General features: G+C 50.0%; 20 protein-coding genes. All 20 read right to left on the bottom strand.

The window, feature by feature from the left end; all coding sequences use genetic code 11:
• Position 1: 1 nt before the first annotated feature.
• The 20 genes from mreD to TK45_RS09690 all read right to left on the bottom strand — a co-directional run bounded on the left by mreD (position 2) and on the right by TK45_RS09690 (position 20,794).
• Positions 2–478, bottom strand: a complete 477-nt coding sequence (gene mreD, locus TK45_RS09785) for a rod shape-determining protein MreD (protein WP_131258471.1) — start codon at positions 476–478, stop codon at positions 2–4.
• Positions 475–1,311, bottom strand: a complete 837-nt coding sequence (gene mreC, locus TK45_RS09780) for a rod shape-determining protein MreC (RefSeq protein WP_131258470.1) — start codon at positions 1,309–1,311, stop codon at positions 475–477. The genes mreD and mreC overlap by 4 nt, the downstream gene beginning before the upstream one ends.
• Positions 1,312–1,335: 24 nt before the next feature.
• Entirely contained in the window at positions 1,336–2,382 is a 1,047-nt protein-coding gene (locus TK45_RS09775; RefSeq protein ID WP_131258469.1) for a rod shape-determining protein, read from the bottom strand.
• Positions 2,383–2,512: 130 nt separating this feature from the next.
• Positions 2,513–7,450, bottom strand: a complete 4,938-nt coding sequence (locus tag TK45_RS09770) for a DUF6701 domain-containing protein (RefSeq protein WP_131258468.1) — start codon at positions 7,448–7,450, stop codon at positions 2,513–2,515.
• Positions 7,450–7,890: a hypothetical protein gene (locus tag TK45_RS09765; protein WP_131258467.1), complete on the bottom strand. Its 441-nt coding sequence runs from the start codon at positions 7,888–7,890 to the stop codon at positions 7,450–7,452. The genes TK45_RS09770 and TK45_RS09765 overlap by 1 nt, the downstream gene beginning before the upstream one ends.
• Positions 7,880–8,683 carry a PilW family protein gene (locus TK45_RS09760; protein WP_131258466.1) on the bottom strand — a complete coding sequence of 268 codons (804 nt, stop codon included), beginning with the start codon at positions 8,681–8,683 and terminating at the stop codon, positions 7,880–7,882. Before TK45_RS09760 ends, TK45_RS09765 begins: the two co-directional genes overlap by 11 nt.
• Positions 8,683–9,207 (bottom strand): prepilin-type N-terminal cleavage/methylation domain-containing protein, encoded by a 525-nt coding sequence (locus tag TK45_RS09755; protein ID WP_254426586.1) that lies wholly within the window; start codon positions 9,205–9,207, stop codon positions 8,683–8,685. The genes TK45_RS09760 and TK45_RS09755 overlap by 1 nt, the downstream gene beginning before the upstream one ends.
• Positions 9,200–9,742: a type II secretion system protein gene (locus TK45_RS09750; RefSeq protein WP_131258465.1), complete on the bottom strand. Its 543-nt coding sequence runs from the start codon at positions 9,740–9,742 to the stop codon at positions 9,200–9,202. Before TK45_RS09750 ends, TK45_RS09755 begins: the two co-directional genes overlap by 8 nt.
• 53 nt (positions 9,743–9,795) lie before the next feature.
• Positions 9,796–10,293 carry a type II secretion system protein gene (locus TK45_RS09745; protein ID WP_131258464.1) on the bottom strand — a complete coding sequence of 166 codons (498 nt, stop codon included), beginning with the start codon at positions 10,291–10,293 and terminating at the stop codon, positions 9,796–9,798.
• Between the two features lie 55 nt (positions 10,294–10,348).
• Entirely contained in the window at positions 10,349–10,939 is a 591-nt protein-coding gene (locus tag TK45_RS09740; RefSeq protein WP_131258463.1) for a type II secretion system protein, read from the bottom strand.
• A gap of 27 nt (positions 10,940–10,966) precedes the next feature.
• Positions 10,967–11,479 carry a hypothetical protein gene (locus tag TK45_RS09735; RefSeq protein WP_131258462.1) on the bottom strand — a complete coding sequence of 171 codons (513 nt, stop codon included), beginning with the start codon at positions 11,477–11,479 and terminating at the stop codon, positions 10,967–10,969.
• Positions 11,480–11,482: 3 nt separating this feature from the next.
• On the bottom strand, positions 11,483–12,706 hold the full coding sequence (locus TK45_RS09730; RefSeq protein ID WP_131258461.1) for a type II secretion system F family protein: 1,224 nt from the start codon (positions 12,704–12,706) through the stop codon (positions 11,483–11,485).
• Between the two features lie 3 nt (positions 12,707–12,709).
• Complete coding sequence (locus TK45_RS09725) at positions 12,710–14,536, bottom strand: GspE/PulE family protein (protein WP_131258460.1); 1,827 nt, start codon at positions 14,534–14,536, stop codon at positions 12,710–12,712.
• Between the two features lie 3 nt (positions 14,537–14,539).
• Entirely contained in the window at positions 14,540–15,640 is a 1,101-nt protein-coding gene (locus tag TK45_RS09720; RefSeq protein ID WP_131258459.1) for a lipopolysaccharide assembly protein LapB, read from the bottom strand.
• Positions 15,637–16,545 carry an ExeA family protein gene (locus tag TK45_RS09715; protein WP_131258458.1) on the bottom strand — a complete coding sequence of 303 codons (909 nt, stop codon included), beginning with the start codon at positions 16,543–16,545 and terminating at the stop codon, positions 15,637–15,639. The genes TK45_RS09720 and TK45_RS09715 overlap by 4 nt, the downstream gene beginning before the upstream one ends.
• A 3-nt stretch (positions 16,546–16,548) precedes the next feature.
• Positions 16,549–18,219, bottom strand: a complete 1,671-nt coding sequence (gene mshL / locus TK45_RS09710; RefSeq protein ID WP_131258457.1) for a pilus (MSHA type) biogenesis protein MshL — start codon at positions 18,217–18,219, stop codon at positions 16,549–16,551.
• A complete protein-coding gene (locus TK45_RS09705; protein ID WP_131258456.1) occupies positions 18,209–18,559 on the bottom strand; it encodes a hypothetical protein in 351 nt (116 codons plus the stop codon). Before TK45_RS09705 ends, mshL begins: the two co-directional genes overlap by 11 nt.
• On the bottom strand, positions 18,559–19,254 hold the full coding sequence (gene gspM, locus TK45_RS09700) for a type II secretion system protein GspM (protein WP_131258455.1): 696 nt from the start codon (positions 19,252–19,254) through the stop codon (positions 18,559–18,561). Before gspM ends, TK45_RS09705 begins: the two co-directional genes overlap by 1 nt.
• The gene (locus TK45_RS09695) at positions 19,254–19,850 is read right to left on the bottom strand and encodes a PilN domain-containing protein (RefSeq protein WP_131258454.1); all 597 of its coding nucleotides are present in this window, start codon (positions 19,848–19,850) and stop codon (positions 19,254–19,256) included. The genes gspM and TK45_RS09695 overlap by 1 nt, the downstream gene beginning before the upstream one ends.
• A complete protein-coding gene (locus TK45_RS09690) occupies positions 19,847–20,794 on the bottom strand; it encodes an MSHA biogenesis protein MshI (RefSeq protein WP_131258453.1) in 948 nt (315 codons plus the stop codon). Before TK45_RS09690 ends, TK45_RS09695 begins: the two co-directional genes overlap by 4 nt.
• Between the last annotated feature and the right edge of the window lie 98 nt (positions 20,795–20,892).

The following is a 20,892-nucleotide window of genomic DNA, read 5'->3' as shown; positions in this document are numbered from 1 at the left end:
ACTATTTTACCCGATAGTGGCGGCGAATCCGGCGCATCAGAGGGAACACCCAAATCCAGAACACCATATTAAACACAACCGGCCACAGGTAGCTGTAGAGGAAATAAATATCGGTCAACAGATGTTGCGTCCAGAACACAACTAACTGATACAGCGCACTTACCACGCCGACAATAAACGCCTGTTGCCATACCGAATAATTGCGAAAACGCTGATAGTTGGACGCCATAACGAAGACAACCAGACTCATCGCGAGACCGTGTACCCCCATTACCGTTCCTAACAACACGTCGAGAATCACACCACATAAACACGCAATCCCCACGTTCACGCGGGTGGGTAATGCCAACGTCCAGTAACACAATACCAGTAATACCCAATCGGGACGAAAGCTACTGACCGTGCTGGACATTGGCATCATTTCCAGAATGAGCGCGACAAGCAACGTGATAAAGATAACCTGACGGCCGCGCATCATTGCTCTTCATCCTTGTTTTGCGGCCAAACCAGCAGCAAGTACTTCAGTCTGTCGAGCTTTGCCACCGGCTCAGCACTGATACTGGCAAAGGGGCGACTTTCGTCATGACCGATGGCCGCAACCTTAGCAACCGGATAGCCTGGCGGGAAAACATTACCCAGCCCCGAAGTGACCAGTAAATCACCGACGCGAATGTCGGACGAATGGGGGACGTGGTTGAGGGTAAGCGTATTGAGCTGACCACTGCCACTGACAATTAAGCGAATGTTATTACGTACAACCCGTACCGGAATCGCATGAGTAAGATCCGCAATCAACAATACGCGGCTGTTGGTGGTGCCCACATGCAGGATTTGACCGACCACGCCGCTTTCATCCAGCACCGGCTGACCCTCATACACACCGTCGATACTGCCTTTGTTAATCACAATCTGGTGACTATACGGATCGTTATCCACTGCCATCAGCTCAGCGACCATCTTACGCACCGGGATTTGCACCGGTGACTGCAGTAACGCGCGCAATTGATTGTTTTCTTGTTGCAGCATCTCCACCCGCTGCACCGCTTCACTGAGCAGGACATGCTGGCGTCGCAAACGCGCATTTTCTTCCAATAGTTGGTCCTGTCGGGTGATCCGCTCTGCGGTCCAGCTCAACACCTGACCCGGCACATTGGCCATATACTGAATCGGGCTAACCAGTGACGCCAGCAAGGTACGCACACTGCTAAAACTGTCTAGTTTATGGTCAAAAAACATCAGCGCCAGAGACAGCGAAACCGCCAGTAGCAGGCGGTTTTGCAAAGAGGGGCCTCGGGTAAAAATGGTATCCACAGCGTGTCCCGTTACGGCTCAGGATTATTCGTAGCTGAACAAGTCGCCACCGTGCATATCGATCATTTCAAGTGCTTTACCACCTCCGCGCGCCACACAGGTAAGCGGGTCATCGGCGATAACAACCGGGATCCCGGTTTCTTCCATCAGTAAGCGATCCAGATCTTTCAGTAACGCGCCACCACCGGTTAACACCATGCCGCGTTCAGAAATATCGGAAGCCAGCTCTGGTGGTGATTGCTCCAACGCCACCATCACGGCAGAAACGATCCCCGTTAACGGCTCTTGCAATGCTTCAAGGATTTCATTGCTGTTAAGTTTAAAGCTGCGTGGTACACCCTCGGCCAGATTACGGCCACGCACTTCGATTTCTTTCACTTCCTCGCCCGGATAAGCTGCACCAATTTCATGCTTAATGCGCTCTGCAGTCGCTTCACCAATCAGCGAGCCAAAGTTACGGCGGATGTAGTTAATGATGGCTTCATCAAACTTGTCACCACCGATACGTACTGATGATGAATACACCACACCATTTAACGAGATAATCGCCACTTCGGTGGTACCGCCACCGATATCCACCACCATGGAACCGGTCGCTTCGGATACTGGCAGGCCTGAACCAATCGCAGCCGCCATAGGTTCGTCAATCAGGTATACTTCGCGGGCACCCGCCCCCAATGCTGATTCACGGATTGCACGGCGTTCTACCTGAGTAGAGCCACAAGGCACACAGACCAGCACGCGAGGGCTCGGACGCAGGAAATTATTGTCATGCACTTGTTTAATAAAGTGCTGCAGCATTTTTTCAGTAACGTAAAAGTCAGCAATCACACCATCCTTCATCGGACGAATCGCTTTGATATTACCCGGTGTACGTCCCAGCATCTGCTTAGCTGCATGACCGACAGCCGCCACACTCTTAGGTCCACCAGCGCGTTCCTGGCGAATGGCAACTACAGAAGGCTCATTAAGAACAATGCCCTGTCCCTTTACGTAAATCAGTGTATTGGCGGTTCCCAGGTCGATCGACAGATCGTTGGAGAACATTCCGCGTAACTTTTTGAATAGCATGAATGACTCAGTTTTTGGATGGTGGAAATTTTAACTGGTTAACTTTACCAATCGCCCTTGTGTGGGGCAAGCAAGCAAGGCTGACAAATGAAAAAAACCCTGCTTTTGCCCATAGTTACCGAATACCAACTTAATTACCGTTGTTTTCACGCCAGTGGATAATGCGATCGTTGCCACGGAACAAACCGAAGTTAATCGACGCCACCGGTGCATCCAGCGCGTCAATTTGTCCATCACCATTGAGGTCGATAAACAGGTAATCCGGTTGCGACATCTTCACTTCCATCCGCCCGGTGACGCCTACCCCCGGTGCACTGAAGATAATCGCCTGCGCGTTATCCGTTACTTCGCCACCACTGACAATACCATTGCCAGCATAGCCAGGATTGGGGGCAAACTCTGAGTACGTCACTGACAGATTAGAGGCAGAGTAATAGGTGTAACTATCCAGCGTATTGAGCACCCAGTTTCCGTTTGTATCCAGATAGCGGGTTTGCAACAACATGGGTAAGTCTTCGTTTTCCGGGCCGTAAGCGTTTTCCAACACCAACTGACCGTAATACAGCTGGGTTCCACCAATGTTATTGATGCTATATGGCTGGCAGGCTTGTGGATAGCTGATCTGATAACACACGCCATCCTGATCAGTGAGAATGCTGGCAGCAAACAGCAGGTTAATATTGGCATCAAACGGTGCCGTAGCACTGACAGACTTAACGAAGGTTACGGAGCTCCCTTGTAACTGCATCGCGGTATCACCACTGCTACTTAGTTGCCACACCCCTTCATCCACACTGGTCAAGCCACTGTAACCTGAGCTATCACTGAATTGGATATCGGACTCAGCCAAACTACCCGGTGTTGCTAAGCGCATCAGGTTGCCAATGTAATTTTGGGTCTCAACGCCCAGCGCATTGCGGGGAATGAAAGTGAGTAAGGGATCATCACTAAAGCTAAGTGGCTGGCCAATATAGCTAAATGTTCCACTGGCATGGGCTAACTGTGGATCATTGTCCGTGATGGAAAAATAGGCCGGAATATAGCGCCCCAGCAACGTGGTTTCGCGCGCTGCCACCTCTGCACCAAAATAATTGGCATCACTGAATGCAAGCGCGATGTTGCCCACCTCTGAGTAGCCCGCCACCAGATTCTGACTGACACCGGCATTAAAGTCCGCTAAAGCGGTATTGAATGAAACCGGGCTGGTAGCTACGGAGTTTTGGGTGGTAAACCCTGTAGTCACAGCACTTGATTGATTAGTAAACACCAACAAACCATTTTGCCCCGCGCCATCGCCGGGCACTTGCTTCGTGAGTAACATCTGTAAGCTACCCGGTTGGTAGTTGGGGGTGATATTGCCTAACTGGCCAACCGCCTGAATCGTTAACGGATAGTCAACACCGGCTGTTGGCAATGCCGGCTGACTCGCGATCAGGGTTAGTTGTGGGATTGCCACAAATTGATTACTGCTGCCCTGCGCACTTTGGTCGGCACTGCGTACGTTAAGCGCAATAAGTCCGGCGTCATCATAACGCAGCGCATCAGCGGGAATAATCACCTGGCCGGTATTATCGAACGTCCACGGCGTTGCCACATAGGCGGATGGATCACTTAGCACCGTACCATTGAGCAACCCCATGTCGGCATTACAACTGGCGGGATTGGCACAATCGAATGCCAGTTCCAGCGTCTGGCCGGATAAGTCCGCCGCGCAGCCCACTGGCGCGCTGACCACTATATTCTGACCGATATTTTGCTGTGACAACTGATCCGGAATCGCGGTCGGTGTGGCGCTTAACCAGGAAACAGTCAATCCACCATCCGCGAAAGTAAGCTCACATGCTGCGAGCGTTCCATCTACCTTGCATTGTAATGGAGCCTCGGGACTGGCCGACGTCTTACCCAGCGTAACCACGCCTGTTTGAGTAGAGCGAAGATTGATGTCAGCAGATTGGGAAAAGGTAACAGTCGTGGCAGATAAGCTGCCTGCACTGTTATTCAACGCAACGGTAGTACTGCCATCAAACAAAGCATTACAGTCCTGATCCATACAGGCTTTAAGATTAATCGGCTGAGCAGCACAGGTTAATGCGCTGGAAGCAAATGCCAGTTCATAGTGGTCAACATAATCACACGGGGAGGTGTCATCCATATCACTTTGCATCTGCGCCGCGGTCTGGGCGTAATAATAGATTCGCACATCATCAAAGTAACCGTCGGCGGAGTTAGGGGCATAACTGAACGAGTTGAAGTTATCGCCAATCGCCAACACACCTAACTGAGGTAAGGCATTCCCCAGCACGACGCCATTGTCGGTCAAAGCCAAGGCTACGCCATCCTGCACGATTTGGAATGCACCGTTGGTCATATCCCATGTCATGCCAATATGCGACCAGGAGTTCTCAACCAGCGGATTGGCATTGACTGTCGTCAAAACACGGGTGTTGTGATTGGAATCCGAAATGGATAAACGCAACTGGCCTAACTGTGTCAGTTGCAACAAGAACCTGTCATTGGTGTTATAAACCGCAGCGTCCACCAGCGTCTTGTCTCTGCCTGTGGCTAACCAGGCTTCATTACTCTTGTACCAGAAGGTGACCGAGCCTTGAGACCCGATCGCACTGCCCAACACGTTAGTATCTAACAAATATCGATCGCGCGAAGCGGTATTTGCTGGAACATACATGGCCTTACAAGACTTCTGCGGCGACGTGTATTCAGGTGAAATTGAGCCAACCTGGTCACCGTGGCGGTTGTCTGGCCCTGAATCCAATACCGTCAGATTGCCAGCCCAGGCGTCCTGCTCAAACTGGTAGAATGCAGCTATGCCCGAGCATAGTTCATTATCCGCCATATCTGTATTGATGTCGGTCGCCTGTTGCACGTAGCTATATATACGCAGATTATCTATCTGGCCATCGGCGGACTGATGACTGTGGGCACTATCTGCAAGTATGTACTCACTGCGGCTATCACCCACATATAAAGTATTCATATCGCCCAAGCTAGGACCGAAATCCGCCTGAACATAGCGGGTGGTCGCCACTTCGATGCCATTAATAAAGAAATCGATATCCTGAGCATCCACATCCCAGGTAACGGCGATGTGTACCCATTCGCCGGCAGCAAAATTCTGCTGAACCGTCGTCTCCATTAAATCCCAGTCATCCGCATCTTCCATCGCCATTTGCAACCCACCATTGGTGTTGATGGCAAGAAAGAAAAAGCGGTTATAAAGTACATCCGAGGAGTTGTAAGTTGAGGCATCAAATAGCGTGCGTGCCACCCCGCTGGTCCAATTCTGATTCGCTCTGTACCAGAACGATATCGTGCCGTTATCCCCTACCAGGTTCATATCTACCTGCGTATCTATGGCCGCCTTGGACGCAAAGGTATTGTTATTGGTCACCGTCATCGCACGACATGATTTTTGTACATCGGGGAAGGCTGGATACACCAGCGAGGAAACATTATCACCATGCAGGTCGTTGCCTGATGAGTCCAGTACATCATCAGAACCGACCCAACTGGTTTGCTCGAATTCAAAAAATTGCGTCGTGCGCTGACAGGTATTGACCGCCTGCATATCCGTGTTTATCGCACTATTTGACTGGATGTAAGGATAGACACGCACCTCGTCAAAATAACCGTCTGCCGAAGTAAACCCCTGCCCGCTGTAGACTAAACCGATACGCTCATCACCCAAACGAAACGTGGCGGTGCTGTCCATTGCAGTACTTAACGCCGAATTTGTGGTGACACTGCTGGTGCTGCGGGTAACCCCCTGCAATGTAACATCGAAAGTCAGCCCGATCAGATCCCAGCTGATCGCGACATGCACCCATGTGCCTACCGTCACAATATATTGCTCGACGGTTTGTCGGTGCATAACGCGGCCGGATGCGTCTTTGTAATACAATTGCAACCTGCCGTCGCCGTCTACCCACACCAGAAAATAAACAGACGACGTACTGGCATCTACCAACATGGTTTGTTTGCCGTTAGCCCAAACCTCGTTATTGCGATACCAGAATGATAGTGTCCCTTGGCCACCAATATCCCCCGGCCCCACAGCCAAATCAGCGCCACTTAATACCGCAGTATTGTCGTTATAGGGGACTTCTAGTGCCAGACATGACACCTGATTAGTAGGAAATACTGTACGGGTCGTACCGAGTGGATCGGCATTCTGCGCTGGTGCAAGGATGTCCAGAATGGACCCCGCGCCAGACAAAGATTCTTGTTCAAAATCATGCCAAATTTTGTCAATAGCGGGGCTGCTGCAACTTGGTCTTGCAGCGTAATCAGTTTGGATTTCGGTGCTGCTTAACAGCTTGTTATAGACACGAAACTCATCAAACCGCCCGGCGGCAGAACGTTGAGACTGGATATTACCACCATAGGCGGTTGCCCTTGTGTCACCCACATATAAGGTATTCAGGTAAGTATCCAACAGCGATTCATAACCCGTATCCCTGTTCTGGACGGTACTCACGTTGACGCCATTAATATAAATTTTCAGATCTTTATTCGGTAAATCCCACTGCGCGGTGATGTATACCCACTGATCAGTAAAATTATATTGATTACTGACTTCATATAAATAACGCCCTTGATGGTCATCGACATAAAACACCAATTGCCCATAGGTCAACGTCATGAAGAAGCCACGATATTTGTTTCTGCTATTACCACCGGTAATAGTGCTGGCATCAAAAAGCGTGCGCGGACTCGTGCTGTACCACGCATCATCCGCCTTGTACCAAAATGAAATAGTCCCGCGTGTTCCCAACTGACTGGGCGTGCGCTTAGTATCGACTGCCGCCGTGGAAACGCTACTACTGCTATTGTCAGGAATGACAAGCGCGCGACACGCCACACCACTTTCGTCTGTGGCGGTACCAATCCGGCCTAATCCATTGCCGGGATAATTAAACGATGACGAATCAATCACTTCATTGGTGCCGATCGCGTTACTGTGTTCAAACTGATAATAGGTGACCGGCGTGGCCGCCCAGACTGGCATCACCAGAAAAAACACAACAATCAGGCTGAAATAACGCATCATCACCTTTCCACCGCATCAACTGCAATACTGCGACTGGCAACGGTATTACCACTTGTACATTGCCCGTCGCTATTAAACATTAGATGTGTCACTACCCCATCACCAGAGGTATAGACCTGAGAGCGACAACTGGACTGTGCAACACATCCTTGCACACTAACTATCGTGGAAGCAGAAAAGTCCAGATTTAGCGGTGCGTCACAGGCAGCAATATCCAATGTACCATCCGCTCTGAATACCTGCGCCAGATGCGTCTCCAGGCTACTGCGTGCAACGTGTTGGGCTCGCAGACCAAGCACTTCATAGATAACACTTTGTGATGCGGACGACAAAATATTCACGATCGCGAGGCTCAACATCGTCATCACCAGAATGACAAACACGGCCATCACCAGCATATTCCCTGCTTGCGTTTGTTGAGTAGGTAAATCAGGGCGCATTGGCGACGTGAACCTCATTGTTAAATACCAACTCACCATCGTTAATGCCAAATTTTAAATACAGCGTGACATAGGCATTACGCGTCAATGTTGCCTGGGTCACACTGAAAGGTTGTTCCAGCGCTACTGAGAGATCATTGGTCAAAATGTCAGCCATTAACACCCCGGCGCCCATACCTATCGTTTGCTGTGTCGCGTAATAACCGTACTGACTGTAACGATATAATTTACCACCAATTACACAATAGCTAACTGGCTGGTTCACGATATACAAGCGACGCGCCGGTGATGACTGGGCGTACGTGGTATTGCTGGTTAGTGTAAACGTAGCCAGTTCACCTGTAGCTCCTTGGCTAAAACTGTCAATCAGATGGCGTTTATTGGCATTATCCTGATAAACATCCAGTTGTGCATTTTTCACCGATGGATACACCACCAGCGATTGCCCATTGGTGAAACTATACCCATCGGGTGGAATCGCTTTCACCTGGCTGCCACTTCGCCCCGTTTCCGGGATTGCTGAATAATAACTGCTCGCTACCACAGGAATATATTCCAGACACTGAATAGCACCGGTATTGGTTTCCCGCACACTATTGGGCAGCGCTTCACGCAATTCCCGGTTTAATCGCTCAATCACAAAACGGCTGGAGGATAAAATCTCATCGCGATTGGCGATGTCGGTGAAAATCAGCGCCCCGAAACGAATCAAACTGGTCGACGCCAGCCCCACGATGCCAAGAAGCACAATTACCACAATCAGCTCAATCAGGGTAAAGCCGCGACCACGCATCAGTAGTTACTCCGGTAACTGGCAAATTCGATGTTATCGCCACCGGGGGTTTGCACATTCACCACAATCAATTTTTTATCACCGATAACAGCGTCCGCCACGCCATCCAGATCCGCGTCATAAACCACGGCAACCTGAATAACATAGCCCTGATACAGGGCCGACAAAGAATTATCCCGTGAGTCAGCCAATTCACTCAGGCCATGATAATCATCCACATCATCGAAACGATCGCGCGACTCTCCCGCATCGGGTCCTAGCTCAGCGGGCGCAGAGCATGACGGGCCGGCGCCCTGACTACAGCGGGTTTTACCGCCAATACGGTCGGAGTGCTCGTCAAACGCCTTAGCGGTAATTTCGTTCAGCATAGATTTGGCCAGTTCAGTGGCACGGATCTGATAAATGGGTTCGAGACTACGCGGTGCCTGCGGGGCGAGAAAACTTACAATGATCACCATAGCGATAGCAAACACTACCATGCCGATAATCAGTTCAATCAGTGAGATCCCGCCTTGCTTATCCACCACACACTCCCGTATGCACAAATCCCTCGGATTCGATACAAACCTGCTGGGTAGACTCACCGGTTAAATTAACCGTACAAAAAGCGCTGCAAATTCGCGCATTGCCATCGGCCTGCACCGGCTGACCTAATTGATTGAAACGCACGGCGGTAATGCTGCCACTGCCATTGTCGATGACACTCAGGCTAATCCCTTCGGCCTGCAATTCGCCGGCTTCAGTACGCAAATAAGCGGGCTGAGTAAAGTCTACAGAAGTACTGCAGGTATTAGGATTGGCCGGCCCGAACTGACCATTTGTATTGTCAAACACAAACAAATAGCAGGGGTTATTCAGGGTATTTTGCATCGCCTGCTGCTGAACGGCACGCAATGCCGACAGCATGCGTTTTTGCAGCGCGACTTCGCTAAAGCCATCTTTATCCTGAAAGCGTGCGGCAGCGCCGATGGCTAAGATCCCCACAATCAGCATCACCACCACGAGCTCTAGCAGGGTAAACCCTGCGCTTCGTAATGAATGATGAGGTGCATTTTGCATAGGTCTGAATCAAAAAAGCCCGTATGAAACGGGCTCTTTTTCATGCTTTGGCCTTAGCAGCCGCCAGTCACAACTGTAAAGGTCGGTGACGAATTGCTATTTGCTGCAGCAGCGTAGAGCACATGGCAGCTAGCGCCATCTGCAGCAGTGATTGTAAAGTCTGGTGTTGTGTTCAACGGTGCAAAACCAATCTGACTGGTTGTCACATTGCTATCATCGCCGTTGTTAATCACTTGCCAGTCCGCCACATCTAAAACCGGAGCAAGTGCTGAAGCAGCCTGATTACCTGACAAATACCCATAGGTAGTTGAAACCGAGGCACCATTGATAGTAACGCTACCTGGCGCTTCGTTTTGCTGGTTAGCCAGCGCAGCTTTGGCATAAACCATCTGACCCGCACTTTGAATCGCACCTTTTAAGGCCTGCACAGTAGACGCGCGCGCATCTGATTGGACATCAATAAAACGCGGTGCCGCAGTAACCGCAAGAATGCCTAAAATCACGATTACCACAATTAATTCAATTAAGGTAAAACCTTTTTGTTGTTGCATTTTCCCACCTCTTGGATTTTTAAATTTGTTGATCAGTCTATCTTGTTGATTTTAATTAATTATTGCTAAAGAAAAATACCTGACCAATTCTTGGGTCATAGTAAAAACCATTTCCTGCACTATTGTCTACTGGCTCTTGGGTATTATTTTTCACGGTGCGGGTTAAATAGTAATAACAAAGATCATTACCGCCGGACGCGGCGCCCTGATTAACCCGGGTAAAATATCGATAATCATTAAACGGTTTGTCTGCCCAACTAGCAGAAATAGTCGGTGCACTTTGCATAATCAGACTGAAAATCGCCTGACAATCTGCAGCATCCATCGCGGTATCTTCAGTACTGCCCTGAGCAATCCCGGTGGGATAGCCGGTGTTTTGGTCGACTCCGACCTGTACCCCATCAATTTCGATCATTGTAATCCCGGCGGCAACATTCTGTGCCGGGCGGCCATCCACTTCCCATTGCGCACGCACCAAGCCAACGCCGGTAGCGAATCCACCCATAACGCCTTCTACCGTGGCATCCTCAGCCTGTTCGGTAACATTCAACATGCGCGGCAACGCAACTGCGGCCAAAATGCCTAATAGCGCGACCACAATAACCATCTCGATCAGCGTAAATCCCTGTTGATTGTGCGACTTCATAATTTCCCCTCTGAGGATCTATCAGTTTTATAATTTGTCAGTCTTTAACCGACCCGTAAATGGAAAATATTCGAAATACGGGCCAGTGGATAATCGATAACGACATGCAGACAGTCGTTTATCATTGTCAGATTGCAATCCATCTACATAGGTGGCTTTAACTCTGAATGAGTCGACCTGCGCCGGCTCACCAACCAGGCCTCGCCATAACTTTTCACAGCCTTCATTGCTCTCGTCCGCGGATGGCCAGCCTAAATGATTCATCGCCACCGGAAATCGGTCAGTAACACGCATGTCTTTATCATACTGCACCAATAATACACGAGGTGGTTTACCTTCTACCTGCCACAGCGCATTTGCCTGCTGGACATTATTGGCATAGGTAGAAGCATATAAGCGCAGTGTTTGGCGCTGATAATCCGGCTCATTATCATAAAAATACCAAATGCCGCTGGCCATCAGACCAAAAACCAGCACTACCACCAACAGATTCATCAGTTGGTTGCGTAATTTAAATTCAGAGGCTTCGCTACTTCTCATCCATTACCCTTTAATGGCTGTAGCCATATCCCACATTGGGGTAAATATCCCCAACGCCAGCACTAACACCATACCGGCCACGACCACGAGTAAAATCGGTTCAATCTTGGCTGTCACATTTTTCACATCATAATCTACTTCGCGCTCATAAAACTGCGCGACTTCGGTAAGCAGGGTATCTACCTGACCAGTTTCTTCCCCTACCGCAACCATTTGCAGGATTAACGGAGTAAACAGACCGCTATTATTGGATGCGCGCAGCAAACTATCGCCTTTTTCTATGTTACGACGCATGGCTACCAATTGCTGTGCAATGTATTTGTTACCGACGGCCTCGGCGACCAGATTAAGTGCGATGGTCATGGGTACGCCGGCATTGAGCATCATGCCAAAACTGCGGGCGAAACGGGCCAGCGTAGCGCGCTCAATGATGGTGCCCATAATCGGGAATTTTAGTTTGCGTTTGTCCCAGATGACCCGCCCAGACTCACTATTAATCCGTCGTAAAAACAAATAAATCGCTAAACCTATGCCCAAAATCAGTACATACCAATAATTGACGAAAAAATTAGAGGTACCTATCAGGATCCTTGTCATCAGCGGCAATTCCGCACCGAACTTAGCAAACATATTACTAAACTGCGGCACGACGAAAATATTCAGAATAAACATAGCAACCACGATAAAGCCGATTACTATCACGGGGTAACGGGTCGCCGCTTTGATTTGTCGGCGCGTTTCCTGCTCGCGCTCCAGATATTCCGACAGTTGTAAAAACACTGCATCCAAACGGCCGGTGTTCTCGCCCACGTGTACGATACTGACAAACAATGAGCTAAACACATCACTATGCTGGTTCATGGCGGTGGACAAGGTTCGGCCACGCTCCAGTTGATCGGATAAATCCAGCAGTACTTCACGTAACTTTCGGCTGTGAGTGGAATCGGCCAAGCCGCTGATGGCGCGCAAAATAGGAATGCCAGAGCGGATAAGCGAATACATCTGGCGCGAAAACATAGCCAGCTCATCAAGTGAAACCCGACGTAACCCCAATAACAATGACGGATTTAAACCTACAGACTGAACCGCTAATGACTCATCGATACGAATTGGAATTAGCGAACGCCGGCGCAACTGTTCGGCGGCACTTTGCTTATCCGTGGCATCCAGCTGCCCGGTGGTCAATTCACCACTTTGGCTGCGCGCACTGTAAGTAAAGACCGCCATAGTTTATTCCAGCCCCCAGTTCGGCCCACTTTGAGACGCTTGTCCCTCAGGATTAGACGATGTTTCTGGTGCCGGGGCATGCAAAGCCGCCTCCGCGGGTGCCTGAATCGCTGGCGCCGATTTCACCGATTGCACATCGGCAACCGTTTCTACGAGTCGCAAAACCTCGCCTACACTGGTGATGCCCTGGGCGGCATATTCCAACGCCATATGCGCTAATGGCCGGTAGTTAGGGGCTTTTTCGGCCTCGTTGGTAAAGCGGTTGTTGTCACTGTTTTTCAAAGCCTCCATCATCGACTCTGTCATCTCCAGTAACTCAAATACCCCAACACGACCACGGTAACCAGTCAGGTTACAGGCATCACAGCCCTGGCCCTGTTTAAACTGCATTTGCGCCGCCATAGGATCAATATTACTCAGCCAGAAGCGCTCTTCCGGTAACGGCTGATAATCCGTCGCACACTGCTCACAGTTACGCCGAATCAGACGCTGAGCGATAATTGCCCGCAATGAGCTGGCCACCAGATAACCCGGTGCGCCCATATCCAATAAACGTACCGCACTGCTGATAGCATCGTTGGTGTGCAAGGTGGATAAAACCAGATGACCGGTGAGTGCACCACGCATGCCGATTTCGACCGTTTCTGTATCCCGCATCTCACCCACCATGATCACATCCGGATCCTGACGCAGCGCGGTGCGCAATACATTAGAGAAGCGCAGACCAATTTTGTCGTTAATCTGCACCTGATTGATACGTGGCAGACGGTACTCAACCGGATCTTCCACGGTAATAATCTTCACATTAGCCTTGTTCATTTCGGCTAAGGACGCATACAAGGTGGTCGATTTACCTGAGCCAGTCGGCCCGGTCACCAGGATCATGCCGTGCGGGCGCTGCAACAGAATCCGGTAACGATCCACCATATGCTGTGGCATACCGGTTTGCTCGAGAGTTAATAATCCGGCGGACTGATCCAACAGACGCATAACAACCGACTCGCCACCCTGAATCGGCATGGTCGACAAACGCACGTCGACAGTATGCCCTTTGACAGTGACTTGAGTGCGACCATCCTGCGGCAAACGTTTTTCTGAAATATCCAACCCGGACATTAACTTTAAGCGCAATACCAACGCGGAGGCGATATTGGCCTGACGGATCACATTTTCCTGCAATACGCCGTCCACACGCTGACGAATGCGCAACACGTCTTTTTCTGGCTCGATATGGATATCCGATGCTTTCATCTGCACCGCATCTTCAAAAATCGATTGCAATAAACGGGCAACGGCGGTGTCTTCTTCCCCCGTCGCGGCCTGCATAAAGTCGAAGTTCTGTGAGTCCTGATACTCTGAAGCCAGTTCCTGCGCGAATGACTCAATTTCATCAGTACGGCGATACTGATTATCAAAGGCCTGCAACAGTTGTGCTTCACGCACTACTGCCAACTTGATAGGTTTTGGCAACACGTTGGACAAGGCATCAAATGCCACCAAGTCCGCCGGGTCACTCATCCCTACCAGGATATGCTTTTCTTCTTCCCGAATAGCCAGCGCGCGGAATCGACGTGCCTGTACTTCAGGGATCTTTTTCACCACATCGGGATCGAGACGAATTTGGGTTAAATCAATCAATGGCACATTTAGTTGCTGGGCCAAAAAGGTCAGTAACTTCTGCTCACTGACGATGCCCATTTCAACCAAAGACTGACCTAATTTACGTCCGTTAGTTTTTTGACGATTCAACGCATCCTGAAGCTGTGCTTCGGTAATGACGTTTTCGTGGACGAGCAAGTCACCCAGACGCATTTTTAATTTGGGTTGCATTAACTACTGCCCTCCCAATACGGCAAGTCGTTCACGGATAAAGTCCTGTACCGATGGCGCTAATTGATTCAGGGCTAAAGCCTGTCGATAGGCGCTTACTGCGGTGAGTGGCTGTTGCAGACGTTCTGCACTAATTGCCAGCCCCATCCAACCTTTCGCGTTATCCGGCACTAGCTGAACGACTTGTCGATAACTATCTAACGCCAGATTAAATTGGTTTAACTGTTGTGCCAGACCAGCCAGCAATAATAACCGTTCTTGTTCATAGGCCACATCGCCAACAACCGGCTGCAATACGTCTAACGCTTGTTGTGGTTGCTGTGCAGCGAGATACAAACGGCTTAACATCAACGCCAGCGGCGTCGCTGTGGGTGATTGTATCAGGCCTTCTCGCAGCAAGGCTTCCGCCATATCAATGCGTCCTGCGTCAGCATACAACCCGGCAAGATGCATGCGCGCTTTATTGTGGGTAGGTTCAATGGCAACCAGGCGACTCAGTAACTGAATCGCTTTATCTCGCTGATTAGCCGCCATAGCCAGCCGGATTTCGCTTTCTAAACGCTCTGTCTCTGACTGTCTTGTCTGTGTTACCGCGCTGACTGCCACTTTGGCTTTCGGTTCCGGTGTGGGCTCGACGCGCGCTTCTCTCACCGGTGCCAGAATAGAAGCATGCACAGGTGGGTCTTGCTGCGCCATTGGCTCTGACGTTTCACTATCGATTGACGCCTCGGTATCAACTGAAGATGCCACCGTTTCAGTAACATTTTGGACGGGCTCTCCTGTCATCTGCACATCTGGCGTACCCTGAGCTTGCGGCTCGGAAACCGCCGGTTTGCTGACCTGCATCGGTTTGCTGACCTGCATCGGTTTGGCCACAACCGGTTGAGTAGCAGGCAGCTTCTCATCTGCAGGCAAATCTGCCTGAATTGGCACGTCCGATGGCGGCATCCAAAACAGAAAAACAGCCGCACTGGCGCCAACCAACAACAGCATCGCAATCCATATACGATATGATTTTTTCGCCGGTGGAACATACACCGCATTGCTGGTCGGGTCGGCCTGACGGTTTTCTAAATCCTGCAACATTTTATTGACGACGCTCACCAGCCACCCCGCATGTGCCAAATAGTCCAGGCACCGGCAATCAACAACGCACCTAAGCCAAATGCAGCCAGTAAACGCCAATAGCTGTTTGCCTGATGTGCTGCTTCCGTGTCTTTAATCGCCAAACGCACGTGAGAACGGGTAACTTTATTTTTGCCTTCGCCGTAGGCCAGCATCAGTGCTTTATGGCACAACACATTCACAATACGCGGGATACCCTGACTGGCTTTAAATAACAACTTACAGGCCCCGCGGTCAAAGGGCGCATCTCCACGAAAGCCTGCCACTTCTATGCGGTGCTTTACATAGTGAAAGGTCTGATCTTCATCCATGTGAGTTAACTGGAACGAAAAACTAATACGCTGTTTTAATTGGCGAATACTGCGCTGCGCCAACTTCTCATCCAGTTCTGGCTGACCGAACAAAACAACCTGCAATAATTTCCGCGATTCGGTTTCCAGGTTGGTAAATAACCGCAATGCCTCAAGACTTTCCAGCGGTAACGCCTGAGCCTCATCCACAATCAGCACCACGGCCTTATTTTGCTGGTTGAGCTCAATAATACGCTGCTGAATATGTTGGGTAACCAACTGATCATCAGCCAGCGCCGCGCTATCAATACCCAGCTCATGGGCCACCGCACGACGCAGTTCACTGGCGGACAGATAGGGATTAGGAATATAGGCCGCAACAAAATGCGCAGGCAACTCATTGAGCAACTTGCGACAAAGCAGGGTTTTACCTGTGCCCACTTCACCGGTCACTTTGATAAACCCCTCGCCGGTTTGCAGCGCGGTCAGCAATACCTGTAAAGCCTGCTGATGACTCGGCAGGCCGTAAAAGTAACTGGTATTTGGCGTGAGCGTAAACGGCAACTCACGCATGCCGAAGTGGTAAAGATACATGGATTAACCGCCGCGGCTCCAGTCTTTGATATTGCGCTGGGTTTGCAGCAATTGTTGCTGCCAGGTGTCCTGCCCAACCACGGTAGGTTTAATCAGTATCACCAGCTCCTTTTTCAATTCCTGTTGTTTTTTGTTTTTGAACAGGTGCCCCAAAATTGGGATATCACCCAGTAACGGCGTCTGGGACTCACTGTCGCGAATAATAGTCTGCATCAGGCCACCGATGACCACGATTTCACCTGAGTTGGCACGAATCACGGTGTCAGATTCACGAATGTTACTCTGCGCCAGTGGCAGCACAATTTGCTCGTCATTCAGCTTGAGCACTTTTTCCTGTTCGCGGGTATCAATTACCGACGGATGCACATGCAACATCACCTGACCCGATTCATTGATCTGTGGGGTGACATCCAACGCAATACCCGAGAAAAATGGCGTTAACTGAATATCGGGTGCCGATGACGTGGCCGTCGCAGTAGAGGTCACCTGAGAGGAAATATCCGTTACAAAATATTCATCATCGCCCACCTTAAATACCGCTTTTTGGTTATTTGTGGCGGTTACCCGCGGGCTAGACAGTACCTGCACATTACCTTGTGTATCCAGCAGCTGCAGCACACCGGAAAAGTCCTGGTTCACAATGCTCAGACTGGTAATACCGCCCAATGCCGCACTGATGGTATTACCCGCTACCTGTCCACCGGTTGATAAGGTGAAATTGGTGCTGCTGATATTACCCATGATTTGTTGCCAGTTAATGCCCTGCTGGAATTCATCATCCAATACCACTTCAATAATCCGCGCTTCCAGCACAACCTGACGCTGCACATGCTGTTCAGTGGTACTCAGATATTCACGAATGGCACGTAATTCTTCTGGCATCGCACGTACAGTCACTAACCCCGCCTGAGGAGAAACGACCACGCTGCGCCCTTCACCCTGGCCAATTAAAGCCCCAAGGGTTTCTTTCAAATCTGCCCAGAAGTCAGTGTTGGTGCGGGTAGTGATATTCGTGCCATTGACGGATTGATTGCCGCCCATCATGGCTGAATTCTGGTTGCTGCCGGTACCGCCCAGTGCACTTTGGGTGGCAAAATTCTGACCATTACTGGAGCGCGAGCCCTGACTGCCATTTTGTGCCTGCGACACACCGCCCGAACTGATAGTCGAACGGGTGGAGCCGTCTCGCTGCATCAACAGATAGTTAACGGTAAAGGTTTCGGTGCGCATGCCCGCAGGATAAATCCGGTAAACGGTGCCGCTGCGCTGAATGTCGTAACCATAAATATCCGTCACCAGCGAAAATAATTCCGTCAGCGATACCTGCTTTAAATCCAGCGTGATCTTGCCACTGACATTGGGATGAATGGCAACACTGTATGGCGTATCCGCGACTAAACCGGCAAAAAATGCTGAGGCCTCAACGTTCTCAGCGCTAATGTCGTAACGTGGTTCACCATACAGGTCGCTATCACTACCATTATTCGCTGGCATCAAGGCTTGCAGAACGTCAGCAGGCAAGGCTGGTAACGCCGCCGCGGGTTGCTGTGGTTGATTTGCGATGGCGTCGGTAATCGCCTCATCCGCCTGACGCATACCTTTTTCTGTGTAGGTTGACTGGCAGCTGGTCAACATCGCCATAAACAATCCTGCCGAAAGCGCTCTAGAAATCATTGGATGCTTCTTTTTTGATAGTTTTTCCGAATAACGCAAAGCGTCTTTGCTCCTGTTCATTACCCATCAGCACGCTGGACTCATCAATTTTTAGCAAGGTAAACCCACTAAATTTCTGTCCAACCTGCATCAACCGGCCGTTAATAATGGCCGATTTACGCTGTCCATTATCCATAATGGCTGTGAGCTTAAGATTATTAAAGGCATCTGCCTGCTCGCTGCTATTTGCCGCACTGCGTGCCGCGCCTTTCGGCTGAGTCGGATCTGGCAGCGTCTGTTTTGCACTGACCATGCTACTGACCATCAGACACAGTGTTGATAGATAGATTGTTGCTTTCATCACAACCCCATAAACGATGCGTTGGTGCTGATGGTGTATAACTCGAGGCTGACCTGCCCTTGAGGATAATCATCAGCCTGATAATCAAATCTATGCCAGTAAATATGCCAGTCCAGATTGCGCACCTGTTGCAGATAGGTCTGTACGTCAAAATAGCGACCACGTAAGACTAATCTTACGCCATGTTGATATAGTGCCATGCCGGTTGCTTGTGACTGATTCTGCGTAGCCGGGGTTTGCGCCGTACCAGACGGCTGAGGCTGTTCATTAATATCAATTTTAATCGGCGCCAGTGAAGTCAGACTGACTAACTCTACTTTGTCGGTTGCCGCTAATAACTGGCGCAACATCGCTGGCATTTGCCGCGCATCCACTAATGCAGTGGTATGGGCCGCCAATTCCTGACGCACACCATTAATTTGCTCGTTCAAACCTTGCAACCGCTGGCGTACCGGCAGATTAGGATCATCATTGAGACGATGCTTGATCTCCTGCACTTGCGTTTGCATATCATTTATCTGGCGTTGAGTGGCTTGATTTTGCTTAGTCAGCTTATCCGCAGCCTGTAAATCCGGATCAATAAACAGGAAAAAACCGACCAACAGAGGGACCAACACCGCCACCAGCAATAGCAGCTGTTTTTCTCTTGGTTGCAATGCTCGAAAACGTTGTTCGTATTTAGCAAGCAGACTCATTACTGTCCTCCGGCTTTTGGCAATGCGCCGAGCACAAAGTCGACTTGCTGTTGGTCATTTTCACTGATTTGCGCGCTCTCAAACTCCACACCATGGAAAAAAGCCACGTCACTTAACTGCGCGATCCATTCTGGTACCGACTCCGCGGCACTTGCCGAGCCCTGCAAATAGACTTGTTCTCCATTTACCAGAATGCGGCTCAGCCAAACGTCCTGGTGATGCGCCTTGGCCAAATCCAGCATCAGGCTGGGATAGTCATGGCTGGCCAGACGACTACGATCATTCAGACGGGCTAAGAGCAATTTATTGTCTTGCAGCGTTTTTTCTGCGCTGGCAACTTCCATCAATAATGCTTGCTCGGGACGGCGGCTGGTCAACGCTTCTGACAAAGACTTAATCTGGCTTTCCAGCGAGGTCCTTTGAGCGCTTAGCTGTTGCCCTTGTGATTTTACCGTCTCATGATGGCTGGCAGCCCACCAGCTGATCCCCAACATCAACGCCACGCTGACGATGGCCATCGTCAGGACGAAAGACAGGGTGATGATTTCGATGCGTGGCTTTAAGTCGTCGGTATAAAAATTGATGGATGACTTCATGCGGCCACCTTCTTTGCGCTTTTCACGGATGCGCCAAGCTGCGACGCAACCACGCTGGTAATGTAGGCGTGTCGCATCACCAGCGCATCATCTTTGGCGATATCTGGCACATAGTTCACCACATCGATAAACAGCAGATTTTTTAAGTTTTCAGCGATTTCAGGCTGAAAATCTGAGTCGAGCATCAACACGACCTTGCGCAATCCGGCCTGATGTAATTGAGATTCGAAATAATCCATCGAGCGTTGTACCTCAGTGGCCAACGCCTCCAGCATACCGTTGTTAAGTTCGTCTATGGTCAGACTCGAGAGCAACTCATAACCCTTAATGCGACGGGTAAAATAGATTTTGCCCTGCTTGTAGATGCTAAGACACACTTCACTGCCTGCGTGTTGCACCAAAGATACGACCGCTTCGTTATCCTTACCGGATGCATCCAACAACACGGTTTCCTCGATGGTGATCTGATCCGGCATTAATTCAGCGTGATGCAACACCCGGGCTAGGGTGAGAATATCTTTACGACTGGCGACGACCACAGACACTTTATTTGCGCCGGCGGGTTGTGCAGGCAACTCAAAATAATCGATTTTGAGTTCTTCCTGAGTAGAGAGAATATCTTTTACCGTCCATTGCAATGCGGCAGCCAGTTCGCTGTCCTCTACGGCTGGACGTTCGACCTGCATGATTTGATATTTCGAGGCCGGCAAGACCAGATTGCACTGACAAAATTGCAGGTTATTACTTTGCACCCACGGGTGTAGCTGCTGCGGCCAGTCTGCAACATCAATAAAATGTTGTTTGACCCAGCGCCATTGCCCGGCAGATTTTTCGGATACGCTGATATGCACGCCCTGATCGGTTAACGCCAGGCCAAGCCGTTGTTTCCCCGAAGAACGATTAAAAAAACGTTTTAGTAGTGTGCCCCAGCCTACCTGCATCATGATCCACTGGTTAATCCTTTATAATCAGACCATTATTCCCGTAATGACCGATAAATAAAAGAGATAAGCGTAAGTTTTTGGTTATTGCTTAACCAATC

The organism is Bowmanella sp. JS7-9 (assembly GCF_004329715.1).
Lineage (GTDB): Bacteria > Pseudomonadota > Gammaproteobacteria > Enterobacterales > Alteromonadaceae > Pseudobowmanella > Pseudobowmanella zhangzhouensis.
This window is presented reverse-complemented; position numbering and strand designations above follow the sequence as displayed.

Excerpts from the sequence above, each read along its gene's own strand:
- mreD (WP_131258471.1), bottom strand. The coding sequence starts at position 478 with ATGATGCGCGGCCGTCAGGTTATCTTTATCACGTTGCTTGTCGCGCTC.
- TK45_RS09775 (WP_131258469.1), bottom strand. The coding sequence starts at position 2,382 with ATGCTATTCAAAAAGTTACGCGGAATGTTCTCCAACGATCTGTCGATC.
- TK45_RS09770 (WP_131258468.1), bottom strand. The coding sequence starts at position 7,450 with ATGATGCGTTATTTCAGCCTGATTGTTGTGTTTTTTCTGGTGATGCCA.
- TK45_RS09765 (WP_131258467.1), bottom strand. The coding sequence starts at position 7,890 with ATGCGCCCTGATTTACCTACTCAACAAACGCAAGCAGGGAATATGCTG.
- TK45_RS09760 (WP_131258466.1), bottom strand. The coding sequence starts at position 8,683 with ATGCGTGGTCGCGGCTTTACCCTGATTGAGCTGATTGTGGTAATTGTG.
- TK45_RS09750 (WP_131258465.1), bottom strand. The coding sequence starts at position 9,742 with ATGCAAAATGCACCTCATCATTCATTACGAAGCGCAGGGTTTACCCTG.
- TK45_RS09745 (WP_131258464.1), bottom strand. The coding sequence starts at position 10,293 with ATGCAACAACAAAAAGGTTTTACCTTAATTGAATTAATTGTGGTAATC.
- TK45_RS09740 (WP_131258463.1), bottom strand. The coding sequence starts at position 10,939 with ATGAAGTCGCACAATCAACAGGGATTTACGCTGATCGAGATGGTTATT.
- TK45_RS09735 (WP_131258462.1), bottom strand. The coding sequence starts at position 11,479 with ATGAGAAGTAGCGAAGCCTCTGAATTTAAATTACGCAACCAACTGATG.
- TK45_RS09730 (WP_131258461.1), bottom strand. The coding sequence starts at position 12,706 with ATGGCGGTCTTTACTTACAGTGCGCGCAGCCAAAGTGGTGAATTGACC.
- TK45_RS09725 (WP_131258460.1), bottom strand. The coding sequence starts at position 14,536 with ATGCAACCCAAATTAAAAATGCGTCTGGGTGACTTGCTCGTCCACGAA.
- TK45_RS09715 (WP_131258458.1), bottom strand. The coding sequence starts at position 16,545 with ATGTATCTTTACCACTTCGGCATGCGTGAGTTGCCGTTTACGCTCACG.
- mshL (WP_131258457.1), bottom strand. The coding sequence starts at position 18,219 with ATGATTTCTAGAGCGCTTTCGGCAGGATTGTTTATGGCGATGTTGACC.
- TK45_RS09705 (WP_131258456.1), bottom strand. The coding sequence starts at position 18,559 with ATGAAAGCAACAATCTATCTATCAACACTGTGTCTGATGGTCAGTAGC.
- gspM (WP_131258455.1), bottom strand. The coding sequence starts at position 19,254 with ATGAGTCTGCTTGCTAAATACGAACAACGTTTTCGAGCATTGCAACCA.
- TK45_RS09695 (WP_131258454.1), bottom strand. The coding sequence starts at position 19,850 with ATGAAGTCATCCATCAATTTTTATACCGACGACTTAAAGCCACGCATC.
- TK45_RS09690 (WP_131258453.1), bottom strand. The coding sequence starts at position 20,794 with ATGATGCAGGTAGGCTGGGGCACACTACTAAAACGTTTTTTTAATCGT.